The organism is Streptomyces sp. SYSU D01066-1 (assembly GCF_054956795.1).
Map to the genome: position 1 here is coordinate 1 of NZ_JBUDHV010000035.1, position 15582 is coordinate 15582.

The window sequence follows — 15582 nt, forward strand, 5'->3', positions numbered from 1 at the left end:
AGCGCGCCGCGCACCGGCACCACCCCGGCGACCGCCGCGCCGAGGCCCTCCGGGCGGGCGGCCGGCACGCCGGCGCGGGCGGCCAGCGTCAGCGCCAGCCGGGCGACGGCCGCCGAGACCACGGCGGCGAGCGCGCCCCGGGCCCAGGAGCCGCCGTACGCCTGCGCCAGCGCGGCCACCTGGGCCAGCAGCACCAGTACGAGGGCGAGCACGCCGAACGGCCCGATGTCCGACTGCTTCATGATCCGCAGCGCGTCCCCGGCGGGCTTCCCGCTGCCCAGCCCGTCCGCGGTGTCGGCCAGCCCGTCCAGATGGAGCCCGCGGGTGAGCACCGCCGGTACGGCCGCGGTGGCGACGGCGGCGAGCGGCGGACCCGCGCCCAGGAGCAGCAGGACGAGCCCCAGGGCGGCGGCGCAGCCCCCGACCGCCACCCCGGCCAGCGGCGCCCACAGCATGCCGCCCCGCGCGGCCCCCCGGTCCCAGCGGTTCACCCGGACGGGGAAGACGGTGAGCGTCCCGAACGCGAAGCGCAGCCCGTCGAAGCCGGCGCCCCTCACGCCCCGGAGACCTCCGCCCCGTCCCCGGCCCGCTCCGGCAGCTCCGCCGCCAGCGCCGCGGCCGCCTGCACCAGCGGCAGGGCCAGCAGACCGCCCGCGCCCTCGCCCACCCGCACGCCCTGGGGCAGCACCGGTTCCAGGGCCATCCGGTCCAGCGCCTTGGCCTGCCCCGGCTCCCCGCTGTCGTGCGAGGCCAGCCACCAGTCCGGCGCGCGGAACGCGATCCGCTGCCCGACCAGCGCGCAGGCGGCCGTCACCACGCCGTCCAGGATCACCGGCACCTTCCGCACCGCGCTCTGCAGCAGGAACCCGGTCATCGCCGTCAGGTCCGCCCCGCCCACCGTCGCCAGCAGCCGCAACTGGTCCCCGAGCACCGGCCGCGCCCGCCGCAGCCCGTCCCGGATCGCCGCGCACTTGCGCATCCAGGCGAGGTCGTCGATGGCCTGCCCGCCGCGTCCGGTCACCACCGACGCGTCCGTCCCGCACAACGCCGCCACCAGCACGCCCGCCGCGGTGGTCCCGCCCACGCTCACATCGCCGAGCACCACCAGGTCGGTACCGGAGTCGGCCTCCTCGTCGGCCACCGCGACCCCCGCCCGGAAGGCGGCCTGAGCCTCCTCCAGGGTGAGCGCGTCCTCGACGTCGATCCGTCCGCCGCCCCGCCGCACCCGGTGCCGTACGACCTCGGCGGGCAGCGACCGCGGGTCGCAGTCCAGCGCCATGTCGACCACCCGCACCGGCACGCCGAGCCGCCGGGCCAGCACGGACACCGGCCGGCCGCCCTCCAGCACCTCGCGCACCAGCTCGCCGGCGCTGCCCGCGGGCCGGGACGAGACGTCCAGCTCGGCCACCTTGTGGTCGCCGGCGAAGAGCACCAGCCGCGGCCGTTCCACCGGCCGCACCGGTACGGCGGACTGGGCCGCGGCCAGCCACTCGCCCAGGTCGTCCAGGCGGCCCAGCGCCCCGGGCGGCACGACCTGACGTGCCCGGCGCGCCTCGGCGTCACGGCGTACCCCGCCGTCCGGGCGCTCGATCAGGTCGGTGAAGTCGTCGAGATTCAGCGAGCTCATTCGCCGAACAGTACCGGCCCCGGCCGGGTGCGTCCGAGGGCACATCTCCCGCCCGTCCGAGCGCCGTCTTGGCTCCCGCGACCGGCATCCCATACGTTCCGTTTCGCGGAGTTCGTCACCCCTTGCTTCGCGCCTCGACAGGGAGCCGCCCGTGTCCACACCGCCGTCCCCCCTGGCCCCGCCGCCGCCCGCCCCCCGCTACGCGCCCCGCCGCGCGGACTGTCCCTGGTGCGGCTCCCGGCGCCTGCGCCCCGGCCCGCCCCTCTACGCCCCGCCGGACCGTCCCGTCCTGGTCGCCTGCCGGGACTGCCGGCACGTCTTCCACAACCCGCCGCCGGGCCCCGGCCTCGCGGACGGCGCCGCCGCCCGGGCCGTCGCCGGACTGCGGCACCGGCTGGCCGCCCGCGCGCTGCTGAGGCACTGCCCCGAGCCGGAGAGCTGGCTGGACCTGGACACCGGCGACGCCCGCTTCCCGCGCGCGGCGCGGCGGTACTTCCCGTACACCTCCTTCGACGGCGTCGACCCCACCCGCCGCGTGCTGCGCGCCCGCGCCGCCGAACACGTGGAGGAGGCGTACGTCGGCCGCCTGACGGACCCGCGCCTGGCGGCCCGGCTGCGCGCCCGCTACGACGTCGTCAGCCTCCTCCACCCGGAGCGCGTCCCGGACCCGCGCGCCGAACTCCACGCCGCCCTGCGTGCCCTGCGCCCCGGCGGTCACCTGCTCGTCGACGTCACCGGTCCGCACGGCCTGTGCGCGCCCCCGTCCGGCACCCGGCGCACCGCCCGGTTCCGCGCCGAGCTGCGCGAACGCGGCTGCGTCCTGCTCACCCCCGCCGGGAGCCGCCGGCTCGTCGCCCGTGTCCCGTCCCGGCCCCGCCTCCCGTCCCGGCCCCGCACCCCGCCTCAGCCCCGCAGCACCAGCGCCTGACCGGCCACCACCAGCAGCACCTGCTCGCACTCGGCGGCGAACGCGGCGTTGAGCCGGCCCAGTTCGTCCCGGTAGCGGCGCCCGGAGGCGGTGGCCGGCACGATCCCCGAGCCCACCTCGTTGGAGACCGCGACGACCGTGCGCCGGGTGGACCGCACCGCCCGGGTCAGCTCCCGCGTCCGCTCCCGCAGCTCCCGCTGCCCGCTGTCCGCCCACCGGTCGTCGTCCCACGCCCCCACGGCGTCCATCGCGTCCGTCAGCCACAGCGACAGACAGTCGATGAGCAGGGGCGGGCCGTCCTCCTCCAGCAGGGGGACCAGGTCACAGGTCTCGGCGGTGCGCCACGACCCCGGCCGCCGCTCCCGGTGCGTGGCCACCCGCGCCGCCCACTCCGTGTCCCCGCCCCGCGTCCCGCCCGTCGCCACGTACAGCACGTCGGGGAAGGAGGCCAGGCGCCGTTCCGCCTCCACCGACTTCCCGGACCGGGCCCCGCCCAGCACCAGCGCCCGGCGCGGTACGTCGGGCACGTCCTCGTACACCCCCACGGTCAGCGTCGTCCCGTCCGGTACCGCCCGCGCCCCCGCCGCCGCGAGCCGGCGCCGCAGCTCGGGCCCCGGCGGCACGTCGTGGTCGAGGTGCGCGGCGACGACGTCGGTCGTCGGGCCCACCGCGCCGGCCGCCCGCAGCCTGGCCAGCGCGTCCGGCCGGCCCACGACGTCCGCGAGGACCAGGTCGTAGGCGCCGGCCGGTTCCTCCAGACCGGCGGGCGCGCCGCCCGGCGGCAGGTACAGCAGCCGCTGCCCGTCCGGGCCGGTCACCGCGTACCCCGTGCCCGGCGCGTCCATCGCCACCGCCCGCACCCGGTGCCCGGTCAGCAGCGCCAGTTCCCGCCCGTCCGGCACCCGGCCCGGCTGCGGCAGCCCGGCCGGCACCTCCACCGCCGGGCCGTCCGCCGGATGCGACAGCAGCACCTGGGCCACCCCGCCCAGGGAGCGCCCGGACCGGGCGGCGGCGAACACCGCGCCCGGTGTCAGGTCCAGCAGCAGCGCCCCGTCCACCAGCAGCGCGGTCGCCGCGCGCGCGTGAGCGCCCTGGGCGGCGGCGCAGGCCGCGCAGGGACAGTCGGGGCGGGGGAGTCCCGCGGGGGCACCGGTGCCGAGCAGAGTCACGTCCACGCACCGATTTTCGCCGGTCACCCGCCGGCCTGCGCGCCCGAGACCCCCGGGCAGCCCCCTGCGCGCCCGGCCGAGCGCATAGGCTGCGAGCGGGAACCGGACCAAGATCCGGCGACCGCATCGCATGTGCTCACACCTGGGAGGCGTACATGGCGGCATGGACGTGGCGGTTCGAGAAGGCCGACGGCACGGAGGTCCAGCCCTCGACACAGCCGGAGGAGTTCACGACGCAGGGCGACGCCGAGTCGTGGATCGGGGAGTACTGGAAGGAACTCAAGGAGGGCGGCACGGACCAGGTGCGGCTCTTCGAGGACGCCACGGAGATCTACGGTCCGATGAGCCTGCACGGCGAGGACGCGTGACCGTCCGGGGGCGGCCGCCCGGGGCCGCCCCCGGTTCCGCGGGTCTGTGGCTCCGCGGGCCTGTGGGTCCGCGGGTTCGTGGGTCTGTGGCTCTGCGGGTTCCTCGGCTCCCCGGGACTGCGGCTCCCCGGGTTCCCCGGCTCTAGGCTCCCCGGCTTGCCGGCCCCTCGGCTCACTGCTCGTCCAGCGTCACCTCCGCGGTCCGCTCGTCGCCGTCGCGGGTGAACGTCACCGTCGTCCGGTCCCCGGGCCGCAGCCGGGCCAGGGCCTCGGCGAGCGAGGTGACGGTGGTGACGCCGCTGTCGCCCAGCCCGGTGATGACGTCCCCGGACTCCAGCCCCGCCCGCTCGGCCGCGCCGCCGTCCCGCACCTCGACCACGGCCACCCCGGCGGCCCGGTAACCGGAGTCGACGACCGTGCGGCCGGTGATGCCGAGCGCCGCCCGGCCCGAGTCGGTGACCCTCCCGTCCCTGACGATCTGACCGGCGACCGTCTTCACCATCGACGCCGGGATCGCGAACCCGATGCCGGGCGCCGCGCTGCCGCCGAGGTTCGGGTCGGTCGCGGCGAGCGTCGGGATGCCGATCACCTGTCCGTCGAGGTTCACCAGGGCGCCGCCGCTGTTGCCGGGGTTGATGGCCGCCGAGGTCTGCACCATGTTCGCCAGCGTCGCGCCCGTACCGCCCCCCTCGGCGCTCTCGGTGACGGTCCGGCCGGTCGCGGAGACGATGCCCTGGGTCACGCTGGAGGACAGCCCGAGCGGCGAGCCCATCGCCAGCACGATCTGGCCCACGGCGACCTTCGAGGAGTCCCCGAAGGCCGCCGCCCTCACCCCGTCCGGCACCCGGTCCAGCTTCACCACGGCGAGGTCCTGCTCCGGGTAGGACGAGACGAGCCGGGCGGGCAGCGGGTCCTCGCTGTGGGCGGTGGTCACCCGGAAGACGCGCTGGTCACCGACGACGTGCGCGTTGGTGACGATGTGCCCCTCGCCGTCGTAGACCACGCCGGACCCCAGGTCCTGGGCGCCCTGGATCTGCACCACCGACGGCAGGACGTCGTCGATCACCCGCCGGTAGTCGCTCTCCAGCCCGTCCGCGGCCGACGGCGCGGCGGCCCGCGCCGTCCGCTCCCGCGGCACACCGGCCCCCGAGCACCCGGCGAGGACGACGGCGCAGCAGCCGACGGCGGTCACGAAGGTTGCGGCACGGCGGCGGAAGGCGTCCATGCCCCGAGTCTCACCGGACGGCGCCCGCCCGGCCCCCGGTGGGCGCCCGAACGGGCGCGGCGCGTCCCGGCGCCGGCCGGTCCGGTCCGGGTGTGCCTTCGGGACGGGGTGTGCCTTCGGGACGGGGCGTGCCTTCGGAACGGGGAGGGGCGCTGTCCGGCGGGGAGGGGCCGAGCGGGACCGGGCGGGGATCGACGGGACCGGGCGGGGCCGGCGGGCTGCCGGCCGTGTGCGTCGCCCGGGTGCGGCCGGGTGTCCGTCCGGTCCCGGTGGGCGCCCGGACGGGCGCGGCGCGTCCGCTGCCCGTCGGCGCCGCACCCGCCGGGCTCTCAGCCCCGTACCCCGCACAGGTGCAGCAGTGCCGCGACTCCCCGGTAGGGGTCGGTGCGCCCCGCCCGTTCCTCCGCCGCCAGCAGCGTCTCCAGGTCGTCCGGGAGCGGTGCGTCCTCGGGGGCGGTGTCCGTGAAGACCCGTACGCCGTACCAGGCGTGCAGCGGTGCGCCGATCCCCGCGAGCGTCGCGGTCAGCGCCGCCCGCCGGTCCGCGCGGACGCCGGAACCCGCCCGCGGGGGTTCCTCGTCCGGGCCGGTACGGGAACGGGGGACCTGCGCGGCCGGCTCCAGGGCCGCCAGGGCGTCGGCCCACCGGCCGGTCAGGCCCGGCCGCATCGCCGACGCGTCGCCGTTGCGGACCACCAACGACAGCAGCCCGCCCTGGGCGAGCACCCGCGCCATCCCCGCCAGCAGGGGGTCGGGCTCCTCGACGTACATCAGCACGCCGTGGCACAGCACCACGTCGAAGCTGCCCGGCAGGAAGTGCACGCCGGTGTCCCGGCCGTCGCCCTCGATGATCCGCATCCGGTCCTGGATGCCCTGCGGCTGCCCGGCGAGGGCCTCGCGGGCAGCGGCGATCAGTACGGCGTCCTGCTCCAGGCCGGTCACCTGGTGCCCGGCCCGTGCCAGCCGCAGCGCCTGGGTGCCCCGCCCCATGCCGACGTCCAGCACCCGCAGCCGCCGGCCCACCGGGAACCGCCCGATGAGCTGCTCGTCCAGTTGCCGGGCCACCAGCTCCCGCCGTACGACATCGCGCAGACCGCCGGGGCCGTCCAGGCGGACCGCCGCCGAGTCCCCGGCGAACGGAATCCCGCTCAGGGCCGCTCCCCGCGCTTGACCTGCGGCTTCGGCAGCCGGAGCCGACGCATCTGGAGGGAGCGCATCAGCGCGTACGCGACCGCGCCGCGCTTGTTCTCGTCCCCGAAGCGCTCCCGCAGGGCCTTCCTCAGCCGGACGCCGGTGACGAGCGAGTCGAGCACGATCAACACGATCACGACCAGCCACAGCAGCAGCGCGACGTTCTGCAGCGACGCCACCCGGATCATGCTCAGCACCAGGATGACCACGGCCATCGGCAGGAAGTACTCCGCGATGTTGAACCGCGAGTCGACGAAGTTCCGGGCGAACTTGCGGACCGGGCCCTTGTCCCGGGCCGGCAGGTACCGCTCGTCGCCGCTGGCGAGCGCCTGGCGCTGGCGCTCCAGCGCGGTACGGCGCTCCTCGCGCTGCCGCTTGGCGGCCTCCTTGCGCGTCATCGGCGTACTCGCGACGCTGCGCCGCCGGCTCTGGGCCTGGCTGCGCTTGGGCGTCGGGCGGCCCTTGGGGGCCTGCGGGTCGCGGGGCTGACTGGAGTCGGTCGGCGACGTCACGGTCGCGGCCTTCTCTTCCTTGACACGGCTACGGAACACAAAACCCAAGGGTAAGGGCTCATGGCGCATGGACGGCGGTCCGGTGGGGAACGATCCCGCAACACCGTTCGTCCCGCGGGGGACAGAGGGGACACCGGGTACACCGGGTACACCGGGTACACCGGGTACACCCCGAAGACCGGGGACCACCTACTCCTCACGCCGGATCAGGAACGTACGCAGTCGTCCTTGGGGATGAGCGCATCCGTCCCCGAACAGTGCGGTAATGGATGCAGGGCCCGTACTGTGGGTTCTGTCGCAGGTGCTGGAGCTGGAGTCCGTCAGAAGGGGGCGCGCGAAGCCCATGAGCGGTGTCATGAAGCGTATGGGGATGATCTTCCGCGCGAAGGCGAACAAGGCCCTTGACCGGGCCGAGGACCCGCGCGAGACCCTCGACTACTCGTACCAGAAGCAGCTGGAGCTGCTCCAGAAGGTGCGCCGCGGCGTCGCCGACGTGGCGACCAGCCGCAAGCGCCTGGAGCTCCAGCTCAACCAGCTCCAGTCGCAGTCCTCGAAGCTGGAGGACCAGGGCCGCAAGGCGCTCGCGCTGGGCCGCGAGGACCTGGCCCGCGAGGCGCTCTCGCGCCGCGCCGCCCTCCAGCAGCAGGTGACCGACCTGGAGACCCAGCACGCCACCCTCCAGGGCGAGGAGGAGAAGCTCACCCTGGCGGCCCAGCGGCTCCAGGCCAAGGTCGACGCCTTCCGCACCAAGAAGGAGACGATCAAGGCCACGTACACCGCCGCCCAGGCGCAGACCCGGATCGGCGAGGCGTTCTCCGGCATCTCCGAGGAGATGGGCGACGTGGGCCTGGCGATCCAGCGGGCCGAGGACAAGACCGCCCAGCTCCAGGCGAGGGCCGGCGCGATCGACGAACTGCTCGCCTCCGGCGCCCTCGACGACCCCTCCGGCATGCACAAGGACGACATCCAGGCCGAGCTGGACCGGCTCTCGGGTGGTACGGATGTGGAGCTGGAGCTCCAGCGGATGAAGGCCGAGCTGGCCGGTGGCGGCACGGGTGGCCAGCAGGCCATCGAGGGCGGCGACCGGACGGGGCAGGCCCAGCAGCAGCCGCAGGACACCCCGCGCTTCGACAAGCAGTGACCCACGCCGGGCCCGCGCCGAGGAGGGCGACATGATCGTACGGATCATGGGGGAGGGGCAGGTGAGGCTGGCCGACGGCCACCTCACCGAGCTGGACGAGCTGGACGACGAACTGCTGGCCGAGCTGGACGACGGCGACGGCCCCGGTTTCCGGCGCACCCTCACCGCCCTGCTCGCCAGGGTCCGCGAACTGGGCACGCCCCTGCCCGACGACTCCCTGGAGCCGTCCGACCTGATCCTCCCCGCCGAGGACGCGACCCTGGAGGACGTACGGGAACTGCTCGGCGACGACGGACTGATCCCGGGCGGCGCCTGAGCGACGAGGGCCGCACCGGCGCCGGGCACCGCCCGCGCCGGCGCCCGCACCGCTACCGTGGACAGCCGTGAGCACACTCACCCGCGCCCGCCGCCGGCTGGGCGCCCACCCCGTCGCCACGGACGCCGCCCTCGCGGCGGCCGTCCTGGTGTGCATGGTCTCCGCCTCCTTCGTCGACCCGCACGGCCCCGACGGCGTCTCCTGGGCCGTGCGCACCCCCGACCCGCTCAGCCTGGTCCTCATGACGGCCGGCGCCGCCGCCCTCGTCCTGCGCCGCCGCGCCCCGCTGGCCGTCCTGGCGCTCACCGGCGGCTTCTCCCTCGTCGAGTGCGTCACCGGCGATCCCCGCGCGCCCGTCGTGATGTCGGCCGTCATCGCCCTGTTCACCGTCGCCGCCGGCACCGACCGGTCCACCACCTGGCGGGCGGGACTGCTCACCATGGTCGTGCTCACCGGCGCGGCCGTGCTTGCCGGCCCCCTGCCCTGGTACGCCCAGGAGAACCTCGGCGTCTTCGCCTGGACCGGCATCGGCGCCACCGCCGGGGACGCCGTCCGCAGCCGCCGTGCCTTCGTCCAGGCCATCCGGGACCGGGCCGAGAAGGCCGAGCGCACCCGCGAGGAGGAGGCCCGCCGCCGGGTCGCCGAGGAACGGCTGCGCATCGCCCGCGACCTGCACGACGTCGTCGCCCACCACATCGCCCTGGTCAACGTGCAGGCCGGGGTCGCCGCGCACGTCATGGACAGGCGGCCCGACCAGGCCAAGGAGGCCCTCGCCCACGTACGGCGGGCCGGCCGCTCCGCCCTCGAGGAACTGCGCGTCACCGTCGGCCTGCTCCGCCAGTGCGGCGACCCGAAGGCCCCGACCGAACCCGCCCCGGGCCTGGACCGCCTCGACGAACTCGTCGGCACCTTCCGCAGCGCCGGACTGCGCGTCGAGACCGCCCGCGCCGACCAGGGCACCGAACTGCCCACCGCCGTCGACCTCGCCGCGTACCGGGTCATCCAGGAGGCCCTGACCAACGTGCAGAAGCACGCGGGCCCCGGGGCGAAGGCGGAGGTCAGCGTCGTACGGGTGGGACCGGACGTCGAGATCACCGTGCTCGACGACGGCGCCGGCCAGGCGGAACCGGCCGTCCCGGGCGGGGGACACGGACTGCTCGGCATGCGCGAGCGGGTCACCGCGGTGGGCGGCGCCCTGACCACCGGTCCCCGGCACGGAGCCGGCTTCCGCGTCCATGCGATCCTTCCGGTCGGGAAACCGGCTGAGATCCGGGCCGGGGAACCGGCTGGGACTTCGGTCGGGGAACCGGCTGGGACTTCGGTTGGGAAACCGGCTGAAATCCGGGCCGGGAAACCCGCTGGAACTCCGGCCGGAAAACCCGCTGAGACCCCGACCCGGAACCGACCGGACGCCGCGAAGGACCCCGTATGACGATCCGTGTCCTGCTCGCCGACGACCAGGCGCTGCTGCGCAGCGCCTTCCGGGTGCTGGTCGACTCCGAGCCGGACATGGAGGTGGTGGGCGAGGCGTCCGACGGCGCGCAGGCGGTGCGGCTGGCCAGGGAGCGGCGGGCCGACGTGGTCCTGATGGACATCCGGATGCCCAGCACCGACGGTCTCGCCGCCACCCGCATGATCAGCGCCGACCCCGAACTCGCCGCCGTCCGCGTGGTCATACTGACCACCTTCGAGGTCGACGACTACGTGGTGCGGTCGCTGCGCGCGGGCGCCTCCGGGTTCCTCGGCAAGGGCTCCGAACCCGAGGAACTGCTCAGCGCCATACGCGTCGCGGCGGGCGGCGAGGCGCTGCTGTCGCCCGTCGCCACCAAGGGCCTGATCGCCCGCTTCCTCGCCCAGGACGGCGGCTCGGACGAGGAGCGCGACCCGGCCCGCTCCGAACGGCTGGCCACGCTGACCGTGCGGGAGCGGGAGGTGCTGGTGCAGGTCGCCGGCGGGCTCTCCAACGACGAGATCGCCGAACGCCTGACGGTCAGCCCGCTCACCGTGAAGACCCACGTGAACCGGGCCATGGGCAAGCTGGGCGCCCGGGACCGGGCCCAACTGGTGGTCATCGCCTACGAGTCGGGACTGGTCCGTCCAAGGGTGGAGTGACCTCCACCCGGCCGTACTGCGGCCGGAGTACGCGCCCCGTGAGGAAATGGGCCTGTGGTCGGGGGAAACGGGGCTCCTCCGTGGCTCAAAGTGGTGAAGTGGGCGCTCACATGTGCCCGTTCTCCGCTCAGGCCACAGAAGAGAGACCCTTAACCCATGTCCTGGCTGTCGAGATTCAGCCTCGCGCAACGGGCCCTGACAGGGCTGATGTCGATCATCGCGCTCGTCTTCGGGGCGATCGCGATACCCCAGCTCAAACAGCAGCTGCTGCCCACCATCGAACTGCCCATGGTGTCCGTGGTGGCGCCGTATCAGGGTGCCTCGCCGGACGTGGTCGAGAAGCAGGTCGTCGAGCCGATCGAGAACAACCTCGAAGCGGTCGACGGCATCTCGGGCGTCACCTCCACCGCCGGCGAGGGCAACGCCGTCATCATGGCGTCCTTCGACTACGGCCCCGACACCCAGCAGCTCGTCGCCGACGTGCAGCAGGCCGTCAACCGGGCCCGCGCCACACTGCCGGACGACGTGGACCCGCAGGTCGTGGCCGGTTCCACCGACGACCTGCCGGCCGTGGTGCTGTCCGTCGCCTCCGAGCGGGACCAGCAGGCCCTGGCCGACCAGCTCGACAAGACGGTCGTGCCCGCGCTGGAGGACATCGACGGCGTCGGCCAGGTCACCGTCGACGGCGTGCGGGACGTGCGGGTCGCCGTCACACCGGACGACGCGAAGCTGGCGAAGGCCGGCGTCACCACGCAGACCCTGGCCGCCGCCCTCCAGGCCGGCGGCGCCACCGTCTCCTCGGGCTCCTTCGACGAGGACGGCGCCAACCGCACCGTCCAGGTCGGCGGCGGTTTCACCTCGCTGGAGCAGATCCAGGACCTGATGGTCACCGGCGAGGGCGTGAAGAAGCCGGTGCGCCTCGGCGACCTCGCGAAGGTCGAGGAGCGTCAGGCCCCGGCCGACTCCCTGACCCGCACCAACGGCAGGCCCAGCCTCGCCGTCGCCGTCACCATGGACCGCGACGGCAGCGCGGTCGCCATCTCGAACGCGGTCGGGGACAAGCTGCCCGAGCTGCGCGAACAGCTCGGCTCCGACGCGGAACTGACCGTCGTCAGCGACCAGGGCCCGGCGGTCTCCAAGGCCATCGAGGGCCTGACCACCGAGGGCGCCCTCGGTCTGCTCTTCGCGGTCGTCGTCATCCTGGTCTTCCTGGCGTCGGTCCGCTCCACCCTGGTCACCGCGGTCTCCATCCCGCTCTCGGTGGTGCTGGCGCTGATCGTCCTGTGGACCCGCGACCTCTCCCTGAACATGCTCACCCTGGGCGCGCTGACCATCGCCATCGGCCGGGTCGTCGACGACTCGATCGTGGTCCTGGAGAACATCAAGCGTCACCTCGGCTACGGCGAGGAACGCCAGGAGGCCATCCTCAAGGCCGTGCGCGAGGTCGCCGGCGCGGTCACCTCCTCCACCCTCACCACGGTCGCCGTGTTCCTGCCCATCGGCCTGGTCGGCGGCATGGTCGGTGAGCTGTTCGGCTCCTTCAGCATCACCGTCACCGCGGCGCTGCTGGCGTCCCTGCTGGTGTCGCTGACGGTCGTGCCGGTCCTGTCCTACTGGTTCCTGCGCGCCCCCAAGGGCACCCCCGAGGACGCCGACGAGGCCCGCCGCCTCGCGGAGGAGAAGGAGGCCAAGTCCCGGCTCCAGCGCCTCTACGTCCCCGTCCTGCGGTTCGCCACCCGGCGCCGCCTGACCAGCGTGGCCATCGCGGTCGTCGTGCTGATCGGCACCTTCGCCATGACCCCGCTGCTCAAGACCAACTTCTTCGACCAGGGCGAGCAGCAGGTCCTCAGCGTCAAGCAGGAGCTGAAGCCCGGCACCAGCCTGGCGGCGACCGACGCCGAGGCGAAGAAGGTCGAGAAGCTCATCGAGGGCACCGAGGGCGTCAAGGACTTCCAGGTGACCATCGGTTCCTCCGGCTTCATGGCGGCTTTCGGCGGCGGCACGGACACCAACCAGGCGTCGTACCAGATCATGCTGGAGGACTCGGCCTCCTCCGACGACGTCCGGGACAGCCTGGAGGCCGGGCTCGCGAAGCTGGACGGCATCGGCACCACCACGATCGCCGCCGGTGACGGCTTCGGCAGCCAGGACCTCAGCGTCGTCGTCAAGTCCTCCGACGCCGGCGCGCTGCGCGAGGCCGCCGAGAAGGTCCGCGAGGCGGTCGCCTCCCTCGACGACGTCACCGACGTCACCAGCGACCTGTCACAGAGCGTGCCCCGCGTCTCGGTCACGGCCAACGACCGTGCCGCCGAGGCCGGCTTCACCGACCAGACCCTCGGCGCGGCCGTCACCCAGGCGGTCCGCGGCACCACCGCCGCCAAGGCGGTCCTGGACGACACCGAGCGGGACGTCGTCATCACCCCGGCGAAGCCCGCCGACACCCTCGCCGAACTGAGGGCGCTGCCGCTCGGCCCGGTGAAGCTCGGCGACATCGCCACCGTGGAGCTGGTCGACGGCCCGGTCTCCATGACCCGCATCGACGGCCGGCGCGCGGCGACCGTCACCGCCCGGCCGACCGGTGACAACACCGGCGCGGTCAGCACCGACCTCACCGCCAAGATCAACGATCTGGACCTGCCGGCCGGCGTCACCGCCGAGATCGGCGGCGTCTCCGCCGACCAGGACGAGGCGTTCGCCAACCTGGGCCTGGCGATGCTCGCGGCCATCGCGATCGTCTTCATGCTGCTGGTGGGCACGTTCCGGTCGCTGGCCCAGCCGCTGATCCTGCTGGTCTCCGTCCCGTTCGCGGCGACCGGCGCGCTCGGCCTGCTGATCGCCACGGGCACCCCGATGGGCGTCCCGGCGATGATCGGCATGCTGATGCTGATCGGCATCGTGGTCACCAACGCGATCGTGCTGATCGACCTGATCAACCAGTACCGGGGGCAGGGCTACGGAGTCGTCGAAGCGGTCATCGAAGGTGGCCGCCACCGGCTGCGGCCCATCCTGATGACGGCCCTGGCGACCGTCTTCGCCCTGCTGCCCATGGCGCTGGGCGTCACCGGCCAGGGCGGCTTCATCGCCCAGCCGCTCGCGGTGGTCGTGATCGGCGGCCTGGTCACCTCGACCCTGCTGACCCTGCTCCTGGTGCCGACGCTCTACGCGATGCTGGAACTGCGCAAGGAGCGGCGCGCGCGGAAGAAGGCCGCCAAGCGGGGCGGCGCCGTGCCGCCGCAGGCCACGGCCCCGAACGAGGCGGAACCGGCGAAGGCCTGACACGCCCGAAGGCCCGTCCCGGGACAGCACCTGGGACGGGCCTTTCGGCACCAGCCCGTGGGGGCGGTGACGGACCCGCCCCGGGAGGCGACCGCGACGACGAGCACCGGGGCGCCGTCCCCGCCCGCTGTCGCGGACGGGGACGGCGCCGGGAAAGCCGTCGGAGACTTCGACGCGATCGCCCCCGCGGGTGCCGCCGTGACCGTCCCCGTAGGCGTCGCCGTGACCGCTCCGCCGCCACCGCGCGGAGGACCCTGCCGGCGCCGGCCGAGGACGTGCCGACAGAGCGGAACCCCTGCCCGCCGACGAGCGGGCGGGCGTACGCGAGCCGCGGTCGGCCGGGACGCACGCGAGCCGCGGCCGACCGGGGCGCCGGACCGCCGGGGCGTGAACGCGGACCGGGGCCCGGCTGCGCGCCGAGCCCCGGCGTCATGCGCGGTGCGCTACGGCAGCGCCAGCATCCGCTCCAGCGCCAGCTTGGCGAACGCCTCCGTCTCCTCGTCCACCTGGATGCGGTTGACCAGCGTCCCCTCGGCCAGCGACTCCAGCGCCCACACCAGGTGCGGCAGGTCGATCCGGTTCATGGTCGAGCAGAAGCAGACCGTCCTGTCGAGGAAGACGATCTCCTTCCCCTCGGGGGCGAAACGGTTCGCCAGCCGCCGTACGAGGTTCAGCTCGGTGCCGATGGCCCACTTGGACCCGGCCGGGGCCGCCTCCAGCGCCTTGATGATGTACTCGGTCGACCCGACGTAGTCGGCCGCCGCGACGACCTCGTGCCTGCACTCGGGGTGCACGAGCACGTTGACGCCGGGTATCCGGGCCCGGACGTCCTGCACCGACTCCAGGCTGAAGCGGCCGTGCACCGAGCAGTGCCCGCGCCACAGGATCATCCTGGCGTCCCGCAGCTGCTCGGCGGTCAGGCCGCCGTTCGGCTTGTGCGGGTTGTAGACGACGCAGTCCTCCAGGGACATGCCCAGGTCGCGGACGGCGGTGTTGCGGCCGAGGTGCTGGTCGGGCAGGAAGAGGACCTTGTCGCCCTGCTCGAACGCCCAGTTCAGCGCCCGCTCGGCATTGGAGGACGTGCAGATCGTCCCGCCGTGCCTGCCGGTGAACGCCTTGATGTCGGCGGAGGAGTTCATGTACGAGACGGGTACGACCTGCTCGGCGATCCCCGCCTCGGTCAGCACGTCCCAGCACTCGGCGACCTGCTCGGCGGTGGCCATGTCGGCCATCGAGCACCCGGCGGCCAGGTCGGGCAGCACGACCTTCTGGTCGTCGGAGGTCAGGATGTCCGCGGACTCCGCCATGAAGTGCACGCCGCAGAAGACGATGTACTCGGCCTCCGGGCGCGCGGCGGCGTCCCGGGCCAGCTTGAAGGAGTCACCCGTGACGTCGGCGAACTGGATGACCTCGTCACGCTGGTAGTGGTGGCCGAGCACGAAGACCTTGTCCCCGAGCTTCTCCTTGGCCGCGCGGGCGCGGGCGACCAGGTCCGGGTCGGAGGGCGAGGGCAGGTCGCCCGGGCACTCCACACCGCGCTCGCTCCTCGGGTCGGCCTCGCGGCCGAGGAGCAGCAGGGCGAGCGGAGACGGCTGAACGTCGAGCTCCTGGGCTTGGGCGGTGGTCACGGCACGCACCCTTTCTACTTTTCGTCGAATTGACGCTATCTATCATATCCCCTTCACGTCAGTTTGACGATGCCGATTGTGTCGGTGTGA

Annotated in this window: 14 protein-coding genes; 7 read left to right on the top strand and 7 right to left on the bottom strand. The window is 74.3% G+C overall.

The genetic code is table 11. The features are described from left to right. Positions 1-557: adenosylcobinamide-GDP ribazoletransferase (locus ACY1JF_RS25295; protein WP_462707544.1), on the bottom strand; the 557-nt coding region annotated here is incomplete at its 3' end. Next, the gene (gene cobT / locus ACY1JF_RS25300; protein ID WP_462707545.1) at positions 554-1627 is read right to left on the bottom strand and encodes a nicotinate-nucleotide--dimethylbenzimidazole phosphoribosyltransferase; all 1074 of its coding nucleotides are present in this window, start codon (positions 1625-1627) and stop codon (positions 554-556) included. The genes cobT and ACY1JF_RS25295, both read right to left, overlap by 4 nt. 151 nt (positions 1628-1778) lie before the next feature. Between cobT and ACY1JF_RS25305 the strand changes: the two genes are divergently transcribed. After that, complete coding sequence (locus ACY1JF_RS25305; RefSeq protein ID WP_462707546.1) at positions 1779-2555, top strand: class I SAM-dependent methyltransferase; 777 nt, start codon at positions 1779-1781, stop codon at positions 2553-2555. Here ACY1JF_RS25305 and ACY1JF_RS25310 read toward each other — a convergent pair. Then, entirely contained in the window at positions 2531-3730 is a 1200-nt protein-coding gene (locus ACY1JF_RS25310; protein WP_462707548.1) for a bifunctional adenosylcobinamide kinase/adenosylcobinamide-phosphate guanylyltransferase, read from the bottom strand. The genes ACY1JF_RS25305 and ACY1JF_RS25310 overlap by 25 nt on opposite strands. A gap of 149 nt (positions 3731-3879) precedes the next feature. Here ACY1JF_RS25310 and ACY1JF_RS25315 point away from each other — a divergent pair, with 149 nt between their 5' ends. Then, positions 3880-4092, top strand: a complete 213-nt coding sequence (locus ACY1JF_RS25315; RefSeq protein WP_462707549.1) for a hypothetical protein — start codon at positions 3880-3882, stop codon at positions 4090-4092. Between the two features lie 172 nt (positions 4093-4264). Here the strand turns inward: ACY1JF_RS25315 and ACY1JF_RS25320 are convergent, their stop codons facing one another. From ACY1JF_RS25320 to ACY1JF_RS25330, 3 genes are all read right to left on the bottom strand, one after another. After that, positions 4265-5317, bottom strand: a complete 1053-nt coding sequence (locus ACY1JF_RS25320) for a S1C family serine protease (protein WP_462707550.1) — start codon at positions 5315-5317, stop codon at positions 4265-4267. A gap of 329 nt (positions 5318-5646) precedes the next feature. Continuing rightward, the gene (locus ACY1JF_RS25325) at positions 5647-6381 is read right to left on the bottom strand and encodes a class I SAM-dependent methyltransferase (RefSeq protein ID WP_462707551.1); all 735 of its coding nucleotides are present in this window, start codon (positions 6379-6381) and stop codon (positions 5647-5649) included. Between the two features lie 83 nt (positions 6382-6464). Continuing rightward, positions 6465-7088 carry a DUF3043 domain-containing protein gene (locus ACY1JF_RS25330; RefSeq protein ID WP_462707552.1) on the bottom strand — a complete coding sequence of 208 codons (624 nt, stop codon included), beginning with the start codon at positions 7086-7088 and terminating at the stop codon, positions 6465-6467. A gap of 286 nt (positions 7089-7374) precedes the next feature. Between ACY1JF_RS25330 and ACY1JF_RS25335 the strand changes: the two genes are divergently transcribed. The 5 genes from ACY1JF_RS25335 to ACY1JF_RS25355 all read left to right on the top strand — a co-directional run bounded on the left by ACY1JF_RS25335 (position 7375) and on the right by ACY1JF_RS25355 (position 13864). Beyond that, positions 7375-8160: a PspA/IM30 family protein gene (locus ACY1JF_RS25335; protein WP_462707553.1), complete on the top strand. Its 786-nt coding sequence runs from the start codon at positions 7375-7377 to the stop codon at positions 8158-8160. 31 nt (positions 8161-8191) lie between these two features. Beyond that, entirely contained in the window at positions 8192-8476 is a 285-nt protein-coding gene (gene pspAA / locus ACY1JF_RS25340; RefSeq protein ID WP_462707554.1) for a PspA-associated protein PspAA, read from the top strand. 67 nt (positions 8477-8543) lie between these two features. Continuing rightward, positions 8544-9908 (top strand): sensor histidine kinase, encoded by a 1365-nt coding sequence (locus tag ACY1JF_RS25345; protein WP_462707555.1) that lies wholly within the window; start codon positions 8544-8546, stop codon positions 9906-9908. Next, complete coding sequence (locus ACY1JF_RS25350) at positions 9905-10588, top strand: response regulator (RefSeq protein WP_462707556.1); 684 nt, start codon at positions 9905-9907, stop codon at positions 10586-10588. Before ACY1JF_RS25345 ends, ACY1JF_RS25350 begins: the two co-directional genes overlap by 4 nt. 156 nt (positions 10589-10744) lie before the next feature. Then, entirely contained in the window at positions 10745-13864 is a 3120-nt protein-coding gene (locus ACY1JF_RS25355; RefSeq protein WP_462707557.1) for an efflux RND transporter permease subunit, read from the top strand. A 443-nt stretch (positions 13865-14307) separates the two neighbouring features. Here the strand turns inward: ACY1JF_RS25355 and nadA are convergent, their stop codons facing one another. Beyond that, entirely contained in the window at positions 14308-15492 is a 1185-nt protein-coding gene (nadA, locus tag ACY1JF_RS25360) for a quinolinate synthase NadA (protein WP_462707558.1), read from the bottom strand. Positions 15493-15582 lie beyond the last annotated feature (90 nt).